Genomic DNA, 13,327 nt, shown 5'->3' with positions numbered 1-13,327 from the left:
AGGAGGGGAGCCTCGTGGTCGAGGAAACCCCCTGGCAGCAGGCCCTCCGCTACGCCAACCGCGCCAACCCGTACCCGTTCTACGAGGAACTGCGCAAGACACCGGTGGCGCGGCAGCCGGACGGCACCTATGTCGTCAGCACCTACCGGGAGATCGTCACGCTGCTGCACGACCCCCGGGTCAGCTCGGATCCACGCAAGTGTCCCGTCCCGGCCGCCACCCCGGCCGAGGGATCGGCGGAGGCCGAGCCGATCACGGAGGCGGTCATCTCTTTGGAGCCGAACATCATCACCCAGGATCCGCCCGAGCACGATCGGGATCGCCGGATGATGACGCCGCATTTCGTCGGCCCTCCCCATTCCCCTCACCTGATCTCCGACCTTGAACCCGAGATCCGCCGCATCGTGGCCAAGCTCCTGGACGACATGAAGGGCAAGACCCGGATCGACGCCGTCGACGACTTCGCCTACCCCCTGCCGGTGACCGTGATCTGCAAGGTCCTGGGCGTGCCACTGGAGGACGAGCCACGCTTCCACCACTGGATCGAAACGGCCCTCGACGCTTTGGACTTCGGCCCCGAGGCCGCCTCCGAGGAGATGCAGAGCCGGCTGGCCGGGGGCCGCCAGGCCGTGCAGGAGTTCGGGCAGTTCGCAGCGGATCTGCTCGACCGGTACGCCCGGCAGCCCGGACCGGGCATGCTCTCGGCCATGGTGAACGAGGACGGCACGGAGGAACGGATGTCCCAGGGCGTGCTCGCGAGCAACGCCCTGCTCCTGATCTTCGCGGGACACGAAACCACGGTCAACCTCATCGCCCACAGCGTGCTCACCCTGCTGCGGCACCCCGACGCGCTCGAGAAGCTGCGCCGCAGGCCCGAGCTGATCGTGCCCGGGGTGGAGGAGCTGCTGCGCTTCGAGTCGTCGGTGCAGTTCTGGCACACCCGCTCCGCCGTGGAAGACATCGACATCGCCGGCACCACCATCCCGAAGGGGGCGCCGATCTTCCTGGCGTACGGCTCGGCGAACCGCGACCCGGAACGGTTCACCGACCCCGACGAACTCGACCTCGAACGCCGCGACAACCAGCACCTCGGATTCAGTCAGGGCATCCACTTCTGCTTCGGCGCCCCGCTCGCGCGACTCGAGGTCCAGATCGCGGTCGGCGAGTTCGTCCGGCGTGTGCAGAACCCTCGGCTGGTCGAGGACCCGCCACCGTACCGGCACAACCAGATCTTCCGTGGACCGCGACACGTCCTGGTCGACATCGACGGGATCCGCGACTGACCAGTGTGTGAGTGAAGGATCGCCATGTGGGCTTTTCAACTCGTCGGTTGGCGGCAGCCGCCCGAGCTGCGCGAGGTGCCGGTGCCCGAGCCCGGCCCGGGGCAGGTCCTGGTGAAGGTCGCAGGTGCCGGTGCCTGTCACTCCGATCTGCACATCATGCAGGCATCCGAACCGCTGCCCGGCTTCACGAACCTTCCCTTCACGCTCGGCCATGAGAACGCGGGATGGGTGGAACGGCTGGGACCGGGCGTCACCGGGTTCGAGCTCGGAAACCCCGTGATCGTCTACGGCTCCTGGGGCTGCGGCATATGCGCCAACTGCCGTCAGGGCAGGGAGAACTACTGCCAGAACCTTGGTGGTGAGGGCCCGGGCCTGGGCGGTGGTCACGACGGCGGCATGGCCGAGTACCTGCTGGTCCCCGCGGCGCGCCACCTGATTCCGCTCGGCACCCTCGACCCCCGCCGGGCCGCCCCGCTCAGCGACGCCGGACTGACCAGCTATCACGCCGTCAAACGGTCGCTGCACCTGCTGGGACCGGGCTCGACCGCGGTCGTGATCGGGGCCGGCGGCCTGGGCCAGATGACCATCCAGATCCTGCGCGCGCTCAGCGCGGCGACCACCGTCGTCGCCGTCGACACCGACACAGGAAAGCTGGAGACCGCCAAGCGCATGGGGGCCGACGAGGCCCTGCTCTCGGGCGACGAAGCGATCGCGCGTATCAAGGACATGACGGGGCGACAGGGCGCCCAGCTCGTGCTGGACATGGTGGGCATCGACCCGACGCTGCGGATGGCCGCTGAAGTGGCCAGGATGCTCGGCCACCTGACCATCGTCGGCCTCGGCGGCGGAGCCCTGCCCGTCGATTTCTCCAGCCCGCCGCACGAGTGCTCGGTCGCCTCGCCCTACTGGGGCTCCCTCACCGAACTGATGGATGTGATCACGCTCGCCCAGCAGGAGAAGATCAAGGTGCTGGTCGAGCACTTCCCCCTGCAACGCGCCAACGAGGCTTACCAGCTCCTGCACGACGGCAGGATCCAAGGACGCGCCGTCATCACCCCCCACGCGTGAACGCCGTCGCCGACCCGGACGGGACACCCGGAAGCAGGGTCGCGTCGATGGCCGTCAGCGGTCGCCCGGGTGGGGAAGGCGAACGGGGGTCCAGCAAGGTGAGGTACGGGCCCCTGGCGCCGGCGGCTCCGTCATCACCCCGCGTAGCGGGTGTCCGTCGGAGCTTCAGTGCCGCCCCGAACACTGTAACCGCGACGTCCGCCAGGGCCGTTGCGGGGCGTTCTTCGTCCTCGGGGAAGTGAACCATTGCGGGACACGTGCGTGCCCGCCGGTCGCCCACCGGCTCGACCTCAGCCGACGCTCATCGAGCGGCCTTCGCGAGGCCGACGCGATCCAGGACTCGGCCGGGCCCGGTCCCGCTTCGGTCGCGGAAGCCATCGTCGAGCACGCCTGGCCGGTCACAGACGCCGGAAGGAACTGATGCGCTGGACCCACCGACGTCATCGCCTGCCCGAGACCTACCGAGCCGTCGTCGGCCTCGTCTCCGACCGCACCGCCATGGCCTGAAAACGACCGCGAGCAGGGCGAACCAGCAGCGCCAGAAGACCGAGCGTTCTGCTCACCATGCCTGGATCATGAACCTCTTCACCGGCCGCGCTTTCCGCGCCGCCCCGGGGCGCGTGCCGTGAAACTCCCGTCGCCATGGGAGGAGCACGGCTCCTCTGCGCGTGTGCGGCAGGGCGCGAACGGGCGTGGTCGGGCCGTAGATCCGTGCACCCTCGGGGCTGGAGCGCCCTGGGGGCGCGGCGGTCTCAACGCAGGTGGCCGGAGGCCGCGCGGCGGTGCGCGGCCGGCTGACACGTCATCGGGCTCGTCGAGGGTGCCGCCGATGCTGGACAACGGTGAAAGCGGCGCTTGCGGTCGCTGTGCGGTCCCGGAAGGGAGTTCAGGCTGATCAGCAGAATCAGCCCCGTCACGGAAGATGCTGTCGAGACCCGCCAGGGTCAGTTCCGGGCCCGACTCCCGGCCGGCACGTGCCGGCCCCATGAGGGGGTCAATCGCATTCCATGGAGAAGTAAAGAATTCGGTCCGGTACTGCCCGGTAGGACCCGTTCCGGTCTACGTTCCCCTCGCGTCCTGTCATGTCACGCTCACCCGGCGTGTAGGGCGCTGTGAATGTCATGCTCCTGACTGCGCGGTTCCACCGCCGCTACGCGCAATCACGGGCCTGCCCATCCAGTGCGATACCCCACGTCAACCGGAGGCAGTACCCCATGCGTGAGTCACACCCGAGCGGGCGGAGACGGAGTCTGCGAAGACTTCTCGCCGTCGCCTTTCCCGCACTCGCTCTGACGGTCGCCGGATTCACCGCCGCACCGACGGCGGGCGCCCAGCCTGCCGCGACCCACCCTCAGACCTCCAAGGTCACGCAGAACGACAAGGCGCTGACCGCCCCCGAGCGGCAGACCTACCATTCGACCGGCAAGGCCGGCCAGAAGGTGCCGACCCAGCGCCTGTGTGCCACCGCCGAACCAGGTCATGCGTCCTGTTTCGCCCAGCGCCGCACGGACATCAAGCAGCGACTCGCCTCGGCGCTGGCCGCGGCCGCGCCCTCGGGCCTGTCCCCGGCGAACCTGCACAGCGCCTACAACCTGCCCACCACGGCCGGCTCCGGCATGACCGTCGGCATCGTGGACGCCTACAACGACCCCAACGCCGAGTCGGACCTGGGCACCTACCGCTCCCAGTTCGGCCTGTCCGCCTGCACCAAGGCCAACGGCTGCTTCAAGCAGGTCAGCCAGACCGGCTCCACCACCTCGCTGCCGACCAACGACAGCGGCTGGGCCGGCGAAGAGATGCTCGACATCGACATGGTCAGCGCGGTCTGCCCGAACTGCAGCATCATCCTGGTCGAGGCCAACTCCGCGACCATGGCCGACCTCGGCGCCGCCGAGAACGAGGCCGTCGCGCTGGGCGCCAAGTTCGTCTCCAACAGCTGGGGCGGCTCCGAGGACTCCTCCCAGACCAGCGACGACACCTCGTACTTCAAGCACCCGGGCGTCGCGATCACCGTCTCCGCGGGCGACTCCGGCTACGGCGCCGAGTACCCGGCGACCTCCCAGTACGTGACCGCCGTCGGCGGCACCGCGCTCACCACCGCCTCCAACTCCCGTGGCTGGAGCGAGTCGGTGTGGAACACCAGCTCCACCGAGGGCACCGGTTCCGGCTGCTCGGCGTACGACCCCAAGCCGAGCTGGCAGACCGACACCGGCTGCTCCAAGCGCATGGAGGCCGACGTCTCCGCGGTCGCCGACCCGGCCACCGGCGTGGCGGTCTACGACACCTACGGCGGCTCCGGCTGGGCGGTCTACGGCGGCACCAGTGCCAGCTCGCCGATCATCGCGTCCGTCTACGCCCTCGCGGGCGCCCCGGGCTCCAGCGACTACGCGGCGAAGTACCCGTACTCCCACACCGCCAACCTGTACGACGTGACCAGCGGCAACAACGGCAGCTGCTCCCCGTCGTACTTCTGCACCGCGGGCACCGGCTACGACGGCCCGACCGGCTGGGGCACCCCGAACGGCACCGCCGCCTTCACCGCCGGCAGCTCCAGCGGCAACACGGTGTCCGTCACCGACCCGGGCAGCCAGTCGACCACCACCGGCAGCTCGGTCAGCCTGCAGATCAAGGCCACCGACAGCGCGGGGGCAGCCCTGACCTACAGCGCGAGCGGCCTGCCGACGGGGCTGTCCATCAACAGCTCCAGCGGCCTGATCTCCGGCACGGCGTCCACTGCGGGCACCTACCAGGTGACGGTCACCGCGAAGGACTCCACCGGGGCCTCCGGCTCGACCTCCTTCACCTGGACGGTCGCCTCCGGCGGTGGCGGCTGCACCTCCTCCCAGCTGCTGGCCAACCCGGGCTTCGAGTCGGGCAGCACCGGTTGGAGCGCGACCAGCGGTGTGATCGTCAACGACACCGGTGAGGCGGCCCACAGCGGCTCGTACTACGCCTGGCTGGACGGTTACGGCTTCTCGCACACCGACACGCTGTCCCAGTCGGTGACGATCCCGGCCGGGTGCAAGGCCACGCTCACCTTCTACCTGCACATCGACACCGCGGAGACCACCTCCGGCACCGCGTACGACAAGCTGACGGTGACCGCCGGTTCGACCACTCTGGCGACCTACTCGAACCTCAACCACGCCTCCGGCTACGCCCAGAAGACCTTCGACCTGTCCTCGTTGGCGGGCCAGACGGTCACCCTGAAGTTCAAGGGCGTGGAGGACTCCTCGCTGCAGACCAGCTTCGTCGTCGACGACACCGCCTTGACGACCGGCTGATCCCCGGAACGACCATGGGTCCCGCACGCGGAAGCCGTCCGCGTGCGGGATACGCCGTGACCACCCGCTCGTTGCAGAACGCCACAAGCCGGTGCCACCGCCCGCCCGCCGTCCAGAGTGGCGGAAGGCGCGGCCGAAGCCGGGTACGGATTCGGGCTGCGCCGCTGGCGCGCCCATTGTGAGCCCCTGGCGTGCCGGGTCACCCGCTGCTGTTGGTCACGCCAGGGAGCTCGCCTGCGTGGGCCATCCCACGTACGCGGATTCGGGACAGCCCGAAGGCGCGCGGGTAGCCGCGGGGGTGTCCGTCCACGGAGTCGCGATTGCGCAGGCGGGTGGCGCCGACGTGGTTCCCACTGGGCGGAGCGGTTCACAGCGCGGTCCGGGACGGCACGCCGTACGTCCGGATCTGGCCGTCCCACCAGGAGATGGCCGGCGGGCGGGGACCCGTCCAGGCCAGTGCGGCGACCGCCGCGTCCGTGCCGCCCAGTTCGCGCACCGGGCGCAGGCGTGCCTGCGCCCGCCCGGCGGTCGCGTGCCACAGGGCTACGGTGCCGTCGGCGCCGCCGCCGGTGAGGTGCCCGGCCGCCAGGCGAGCGCGGTGCCGTGCCCTCCGGCCCCTTGCCGGAGAAGTCACACGGTCACGTTCGGGTGCGCCGTCGGCGGCCAACCGGAAGCCGGTGTCGTCGAAGGCGAGGCGGGAGACCTTCTCCGGGTGGCCGGACGCGGTCGGTTCCCCGCCGTCGCGGGCGCGCCAGATGTGGATGGATGCGTCCTGGTTGCCGCTGCAGATCCATCTCGCGGTGGGCGCGACGGCGAGCGCGAGGTGCGAGCCGACGTAGGGGTAGGTGGCGACAGGCTTCTCGGTGTGCCGCGCGTGACGGCGTACGGCCCCGTAGCGGATTCGTGGGCCCGCCCCGTGCTACGGCGAGGTGGGCGGGTGCGGGGAGCGGAGCACGAGCAGGGTGATCTCGCTGGGGGCGAAGACGCGGAACGGCGGCCCCCAGAAGCCGGTGCCGCGGCTGGTGTAGAGGAGGGTGCGGGTGCCGCGGTGGCTGAGGCCGGCGAGGGCAGGCTGGTCGGTGCGGACCAGGTGGTGGAAGGGCCATATCTGGCCGCCGTGGGTGTGGCCGGAGAGTTGGAGGTCGACGCCGGCGGCTGCCGCCCGGTCGACGAACTTGGGCTGGTGCGCCAAGAGCAGGACGGGCAGGTCGGGGTCGGCGCCGTTCAAGGCTCCGGCGAGGTGGGCGCGGTGGCCTGCCAGGCCGGAGGACTCGGCGGTGACGTCATCCACGCCGGCGACCACGAGGGTGTCGCCTCCGCGTTCGAGCAGCAGATGGCGGTTGCGCAGCGGTTCCCAGCCCAGCTCGTCCATCAGGTCGACCCAGCCCTGGGCCTCGCTGTAGTACTCGTGGTTGCCGGTGACGTATACACGGGCCCGGGTGGCCCGCACGGTACCGAGTGGGACGGCCTGGGCGCGGCGGCGTTCGGCCGTGCCGTCCGCGATGTCGCCGGTGTGGCAGACCAGGTCGGCTTCCAGGGTGTTCACGGTCTCGCACACCCGTGCCGACCAGCGGGCGCGATCGAGTGGGCCGTAGTGGGTGTCGGTGATGAGGACGACGCGGAGGCCGTCCAACCCGGCACCCAGCCGTGGGAGTTGCACGTCGAGTCGGCGCACCCGTGGCACGCGGCGGGCCTCCGCGTAGCCCCAGCCGAGCAGTACGGCGGTTACGCCGAGGACGGCCCAAGTGACAATTCGGGCCCGGTCCTGACTCTCGCCGACGCCGGCCACGGTCAGGGCGAGCCGCAAGAGAACCCCGAGCAGAACGGACCAGGTGAACAGAACCCAGCTGGTGCCCAGCAGGGTGTCACCGATGATCGCCGCCCGGTCGTGCTGGCGCCGGCCGTGGCCGCGCACCATCGCGAGCGGCATACCGATGAGGCCGAGGGCGAACAGGGCGGTGCCGACCGGCGTGACGGGCAGCGGCCAGTGCTGGCCGCTGTGCAGCAGCACCCAGCAGGGCACGGACCACAGCAGGACGGGGGCGATCAGGGGGACGGAGCGCATCAGGCGGTGCAGTCGGCTCTGCCGCGGCGCTTGTGCTTCATCCTCGGCCGGTCGGGTGTTGCTGGTGTCGGTCACGCTTTCCCTCCCTGACCCGGCTGCCGTCTCGCGCACTGTATCCGGTCGCCCTCGGGCCGGCCGGACCGGCCTTCATGGGAGCGCGCCGCTCGGCGAAGCGCCGGACGCGGCGGAGGAGTTGCTCGTGTCCGCCTTGACCGGTCCGGCGGCCCCGGTGTGGCCTCCGTCGCTGCCGCAGGCGGAGACGATGAGCAGCGCCCCGCCGGCGGCCGCTGAGGCGAGGAGCCTGCGGGTGCGGGACGACGACTACAACCAGTGGTACAAGTTCCCGGTGACCGACACCGTCCGGAAGTGGGTGAGCGACACGACCCTGTCCTCCGGCCGGCCCACGACGAACGAGGACGCGATCCAGTCCTACGGCGTGGCCAGAAGTGGCCGGAGGTCGGCAACAACTCGACCACCTACGGCAAGGCCCGTGTGGCGCTGAGGTTCGACACCTCCGCCATCCCGAGCTCGGCGACCGTCCTTGGGTCCCGCATGTTCATGTGGGGTGCGGAGACCACCACCGGTACCAACGGTGCGGTCTGCGAACTTCACGGCCTGAACAAGGACTTCGGCGAATCCACCGTCACGTGGAACAACGCCGACTCCAGCACCGCGTGGACGACACCGGGCGGTGACCACTCCGCCACCGTCGGCACCGTCGGCACCGTCTTCGACGTCGGCCGCCACTGGTGGGACGCCACCTCCCTGACCCAGGGCTGGATCACCAGCCCCACCTCCAACCAGGGCGCGCTGGTCAAGCTCAGCGACGAGTCCTCCACCGGACCGCAGGAACGCACCCTGTTCCTGTCCTCGGAAGCCTCCGCCCCCCACCTCGGCCCGCTCCTGCGCGTCATCTCTTGTTGAACGGCCGTGGTCGGCGGTGACCGGGGTGATGATTCAGCCGTTCGGTAGGGAGTGAGTACTCGGCCGTGGATCGTGGACGATGACCTGTGGGCGCTGATCGAACCGCTGCTGCCGCCCTGGCCCGAGAAGGCTCCCGGCCCGCGGCCGGTGCCGGACCGGCAGGAGAGGGTGGAGGGTGCCCGGGGGCACTCTCCACGCACCCCTTCGCTACGCACCCGTCTCGCGCTCCGAACGATCCTTGGCTAGCGCGGCCCCGACACCGTGAAGAGGGGCGGCTCGTCCTGCATGCCCTCGCACAGCAGCTCGAGCGTCCGCAGGTTGAGCACCTCCTCCGCCTTGACCTCCGCACGCGGCCGTCCAAGGGGGACAGCGTCGCGCAGCTTGCAGCGGACCGTGGTGGTGGCAGTTTGATGCAACGGCTTCGCCATCGGCGCCAGCATGGAGTAGCCGAATTCGAAGCAGACAAGTGGCCGCTCGGACCACCGGACCAGCATCTCCTCGTGTCGCAGTCCCTCCGGCGAGGCGACGAACGCGCCAAAGTCCACCTCGGCGCCGCCAGTCAGCCGACGGCACACCTCCGGCAGTTGAACCGCGGCCACCTTGTCGCGCACGACGCCGATGAACGGCGCAAACGCCGAGCGGGGATAGTCCTCCCGGATGCCGGACATCCTGAAAATGTTGACACCCGTGCGGTCGGGAGCGTCCCACAAGGTCAGACGCTGCTGTTGCCCGTCGGCGAACTCGAACGCGAGCAGGCGGCTGAACTGATGGACGATGCTGCCCCATTCCCGCTGGAGCTCGGCGTCGAGCATCAAGTCGAAAACGACGCTGCGGACGTCAGGCCAACGGTACGAAGCGACGACACGCCAGAACCTGCCGGTGGTGATCACCAGGCCGTGCTCGAATGCCCACAGGGTGCGCCTTCCACGCGGCGCGGTGCCCCAGCCGCGACCCAGTATCGCGCCGAGCTCCAGAGCCGCCGCCGCACTCTCTACCCGCTTCGGCAGTACGTCCGGGACCAGCAGTGGTGGAATGCCGATGCCGTCGTCCCCCATATCCCCCTCCTCCGACTCCCCGAGGGCCTCGCCGTCCCGTCGCGCCCCTGCCAACCATGATGACAGCGCTCCACGATTTTCGGCTTCCCACAAGCTCCTTCACCCAAGAGGTGCAGCTTGCCCGATGACGAACAGGAACTAGGGAGCGTATTCGGTTGTGATCAAGGGGTCGCTCGTGTGAGGTCCTTGATCCAGATCACGGACGCCCGGAGGTGGAGTCCGGCGAGGTAGCTCCCCGGGGTCTTGTCGTAGCGGGTGGCGATGCCTCGCCATGCCTTCATCCTGTTGATCGCCCGCTCGACGGTGTTCCGTTCCTTGTAGAGCTCGGTGTCGTGACTGACGGGCCTACCGCCTCCGCTGCCCTTCTTCTTCCGGTTGGCGGCTTGGTCCTTCTTCTCCGGGATGACCGCCTTGATACCGCGTTTGCGCAGGTGGGCACGGTTGCCGCGAGACGAGTAAGCCTTGTCTCCGGCGACTGCGTCCGGCCGGGTGCGGGGGCGGCCGACGGGCCCGCGCACCCGCACCTTCTTCAGGACGGGGACGAACTGTGGGCTGTCCTCCGCCTGGCCCGCGGTCAGGATGAACGCCAGCGGGCGGCACTTGCGGTCGGCGGCGAGATGGACCTTGCTGGTCTGCCCGCCCCTGGAGCGTCCGAGGAGGGCGGCCTTCAGCCGGAGTTTCCGCCGCCGCCGGACGCGTCGTCGTTCTTCCCGCACTGGATCGCTTTCGGTCTCCTGCCCTCTTTGTTCTTCGAGGCCGCCCCCTTTGACCTGGCCGTCTCCTCCTCGACGGCGGCTTTCTCCAGGGCGGTGACGACGTCCTCGTCGAGGTGCATCCCGGCCGCGTCGTGGTGGGCACGGGCGGTGGTGGAGTCGATGCTGACCAGGGACAGGTCCACCTCACCGCGCTTCGCGGCTTCCGCGATCAGGCCCTCCAGCAGGGCCTCGAAGACCCCGGCGTCACGCCACTGCCGGAACCGGTTGTGGACGGTTGACCATGCACCGAACTCTGTCGGCATCTCCCGCCACTGACCGCCCGTCTTGAACCGCCAGATCACGCCCTCGAACTGCTGCCGCAGCCGCTCAGGGTACGGGCCGTACTCGCCGATCGGCAGGTACGGCTCGATGAACTCCCATTCCGGGTCGGTCAGTTGCACTCGCGTCACGTACAACGGTCTACCGGACCAGACCATGCCACGAAGGCACATCCCGCAGATTGATCACGACCCGATACGCGCCCTAGATGAGCCCCATCGTCCCAGGTCACCTGTACTGTTCACTCATTTGATCTGGTTTCGGACACCCGCACTCGCGAAAGCCCGAGGCTAGCCTCGATCTTGCATGGCGGTCCGCCGACGGAGTCGGTGGACCGTTTCGCTTTCGGTGGCTGACGGCGGGCATTCCGACGGCCCGAGTGTCGCCTCGGGCAAGGCTTCGGCGTAGTCGCGTGACGTCCATTTTATGACGTTCTGCCGGCTCGGCAGGCCGGCAGCGCGACAGGCACGGCTTCCAAGATCATGGAGTTCTCGACGCCCCATGACCTGACCGGAAGACCGTGCCTGTCGACGCATCATCCTTGATCCCACCTGCCCTTGGCCAGCTCCGCGAGTTCCCCGGTGCCGCGCCCGAGGAGATCCCCGGGCTGCTGGAGCGCCTGGCGGAAGTACCGGATCCCCGTGATCCACGCGGGATACGGCACGCCCTCGCCGTCGTACTCGCGCTCGCAGCGTGCGCCGTGCTGGCCGGAGCGACGTCACTCCTTGCGGTCGGCGAGTGGATCGCGGATGCCCCGGAACACGTACTGGAACAGCTCGGTGCCTGTCCGGATCCGCTCCTGCCCAAGCGGCTGGCTCCCTCGGAATCGGCAGTACGCCGCCTGCCGGCCCGCATCGACGGTGACGCACTGGACCGGGCGGTGGGCCGCTGGCTCGCGGACCGCCGCCCGGCGCAACCCGGCACTCTTGGGCTGCATGGCCTTGCCGTGGACGGCAAGAGCCTGCGCGGCGCAGCCAAGGCCGAGGGCCGCAGGATCCACCTGCTCGGCGCCCTCGACCACACCACCGGTCTGGTCCTGGCTCAGTTGGACGTCGGCGAGAAGACCGGCGAGACCACGTGCTTCCAGCCGCTGCTGGACACCTTCGCCGATCTCGCTGGCACGGTCGTCACCAGCGATGCGCTGCACACCCAGCGCGAGCACGCCGCCTACCTCCTGGGCCGGCGGGCCCACTACATCGTGATCGTCAAGCGCAACCAGAAGAACCTGCGCCGGCAACTCGAAGCCCTCCCCTGGAGGGATATCCCTCTCCAAGGCCGCACGCGCGGAACCGGCCACGGGCGCTGCGAGATCCGCCGCATAAGAGGTCGCGCGGATAGGCGCGTTTGGGGGACACCGGCAACAGAACGGGCACAGGTCCCGCTGATCATGGAGTTGCGACGCTCTGTGATCACTGAGGAAACCTGTGCCCGCGCTGCCATCATGGCTCACCGAACCGCTCTGGGACCAATTCGCGGTCCTGCTGCCCGAGCGGCCGGAGTACCACCCTGACCATCCACTCGGCTGCCACCGCCGGCGCATCAGCGACCGGATCGTCTTCGACAAGATGCTGCAGCTGCTGCGCTTCGGCTGTTCTTACGAGGCGATCGCCGATACGACCTGCTCGGCCACCACGATCCGCAGCCGCCGAGACGAGTGGATACGACTGGGCGTCTTCGCCCGGCTCAAGCAGATCGCGCTGGAGTCCTACGACCGGATCGTCGGCCTCGTCCTCGACCAGATCGCCGTGGACGGCTCCATCACCAAGGCTCCCGGAGGCGGCGAGGTAGCCGGGCGTTCCCCCGTCGACCCCGGCAAACAGGGCCTGAAACGCTCGGGCATGACGGAGGGATACGGCATTCCGCTGGGCCGTGTCCTGGCCGGCGCCAACCGCCACGACTCCCCGCTGCTCGCCCCGACCCTGGACCGCCTGGCCGACCTGGGGCCGTTGCCCGTCGACGTCATCGTGCACCTGGACGCCGGTTACGACTCGGACAAGACCCACACTGTGCTCGACGAACGCGGCCTGCACGGCCGCATCGCGCACAAAGGCGAGAAAGGCGCCCATCCAGGCAAGTCAGCGGTGGCACGTGGAGCGTACCCACGCCTGGCAGAACGCCTTCTACCGGCTCGCCCGCTGCTACGAGCGGCGCGCCACCGTCATCGACGCATTCTTCGACCTGGCCGACTCGGTCATCACCGTGCGCAGTCTCATCCGGCGGGCATGGACGACTCACCGCTGGGACGAACGCCCGAGCCGACGACCATGACCGCACCCGTATCCGCGCCACCTCTAAACGTCGCGCACCGCAAGCAGTTCGACCGCTGCCCCAGACGACTCCAGCAGCGGTGCAGCAGCAGAGCGCCGGGGATCCGCCCGATAGGCAGCGAGATCCTCGCTGCTGGGAAAGGTGATGAGGTGGGCCTCGACCTGATCGTCCAGAGTGCGCAGTCGGCGCTCAAGGCGCCCGCCATACTCGGCAAGGAGCGGCAGGACGGCGCTTTCATAAGCGTCGAAGGCGCCCAGGCCCCCTTCAGGTAGCCGCGCGAGCATCAAGTAGGTGACGGCCATGGCTCCCCCGTAGCGGTCTGTAACTAGTGATCTTCTGAGCCTAA

Annotated in this window: 9 protein-coding genes and 3 pseudogenes; 7 read left to right on the top strand and 5 right to left on the bottom strand. The window is 69.4% G+C overall.

The window, feature by feature from the left end:
• Positions 1–14 precede the first annotated feature (14 nt).
• From AC5WS8_RS33595 to AC5WS8_RS33585, 3 genes are all read left to right on the top strand, one after another.
• The gene (locus AC5WS8_RS33595) at positions 15–1,283 is read left to right on the top strand and encodes a cytochrome P450 (protein WP_496107299.1); all 1,269 of its coding nucleotides are present in this window, start codon (positions 15–17) and stop codon (positions 1,281–1,283) included.
• A gap of 24 nt (positions 1,284–1,307) precedes the next feature.
• Positions 1,308–2,351, top strand: coding sequence for an NAD(P)-dependent alcohol dehydrogenase (locus AC5WS8_RS33590; protein ID WP_496107298.1), 1,044 nt, complete (start codon positions 1,308–1,310; stop codon positions 2,349–2,351).
• Between the two features lie 1,214 nt (positions 2,352–3,565).
• Entirely contained in the window at positions 3,566–5,635 is a 2,070-nt protein-coding gene (locus tag AC5WS8_RS33585) for a putative Ig domain-containing protein (protein WP_496107297.1), read from the top strand.
• Positions 5,636–5,834: 199 nt separating this feature from the next.
• Here AC5WS8_RS33585 and AC5WS8_RS33580 read toward each other — a convergent pair.
• The 3 genes and pseudogenes from AC5WS8_RS33580 to AC5WS8_RS33570 all read right to left on the bottom strand — a co-directional run.
• Positions 5,835–5,972 (bottom strand): annotated as a pseudogene (locus AC5WS8_RS33580) (uS14 family ribosomal protein); the annotation flags it as partial.
• A 30-nt stretch (positions 5,973–6,002) separates the two neighbouring features.
• Positions 6,003–6,269: a hypothetical protein gene (locus AC5WS8_RS33575; protein WP_496107296.1), complete on the bottom strand. Its 267-nt coding sequence runs from the start codon at positions 6,267–6,269 to the stop codon at positions 6,003–6,005.
• A 285-nt stretch (positions 6,270–6,554) separates the two neighbouring features.
• On the bottom strand, positions 6,555–7,775 hold the full coding sequence (locus tag AC5WS8_RS33570) for a metallophosphoesterase (RefSeq protein WP_496107295.1): 1,221 nt from the start codon (positions 7,773–7,775) through the stop codon (positions 6,555–6,557).
• 291 nt (positions 7,776–8,066) lie between these two features.
• Here AC5WS8_RS33570 and AC5WS8_RS33565 point away from each other — a divergent pair, with 291 nt between their 5' ends.
• Together AC5WS8_RS33565 and AC5WS8_RS33560 are read left to right on the top strand one after the other, a co-directional pair.
• The gene (locus AC5WS8_RS33565; RefSeq protein ID WP_496107294.1) at positions 8,067–8,624 is read left to right on the top strand and encodes a DNRLRE domain-containing protein; all 558 of its coding nucleotides are present in this window, start codon (positions 8,067–8,069) and stop codon (positions 8,622–8,624) included.
• A gap of 69 nt (positions 8,625–8,693) precedes the next feature.
• A pseudogene (locus tag AC5WS8_RS33560) lies at positions 8,694–8,783 on the top strand (IS5/IS1182 family transposase); the annotation flags it as partial.
• Between the two features lie 83 nt (positions 8,784–8,866).
• Here the strand turns inward: AC5WS8_RS33560 and AC5WS8_RS33555 are convergent.
• Together AC5WS8_RS33555 and AC5WS8_RS33550 are read right to left on the bottom strand one after the other, a co-directional pair.
• Positions 8,867–9,679, bottom strand: coding sequence for a hypothetical protein (locus AC5WS8_RS33555; RefSeq protein ID WP_496107293.1), 813 nt, complete (start codon positions 9,677–9,679; stop codon positions 8,867–8,869).
• 161 nt (positions 9,680–9,840) lie between these two features.
• Positions 9,841–10,844 (bottom strand): annotated as a pseudogene (locus AC5WS8_RS33550) (IS5 family transposase).
• 410 nt (positions 10,845–11,254) lie between these two features.
• On the opposite strand from AC5WS8_RS33550, the gene AC5WS8_RS33545 reads away from it, so the two are divergent.
• Positions 11,255–12,223 (top strand): ISAs1 family transposase, encoded by a 969-nt coding sequence (locus AC5WS8_RS33545; protein WP_496107292.1) that lies wholly within the window; start codon positions 11,255–11,257, stop codon positions 12,221–12,223.
• On the top strand, positions 12,138–13,253 hold the full coding sequence (locus tag AC5WS8_RS33540) for an IS5 family transposase (protein WP_496107291.1): 1,116 nt from the start codon (positions 12,138–12,140) through the stop codon (positions 13,251–13,253). The genes AC5WS8_RS33545 and AC5WS8_RS33540 overlap by 86 nt, the downstream gene beginning before the upstream one ends.
• Positions 13,254–13,327 lie beyond the last annotated feature (74 nt).

This window comes from Streptomyces sp. PTL18 (assembly GCF_059510295.1).
This window is presented reverse-complemented; position numbering and strand designations above follow the sequence as displayed.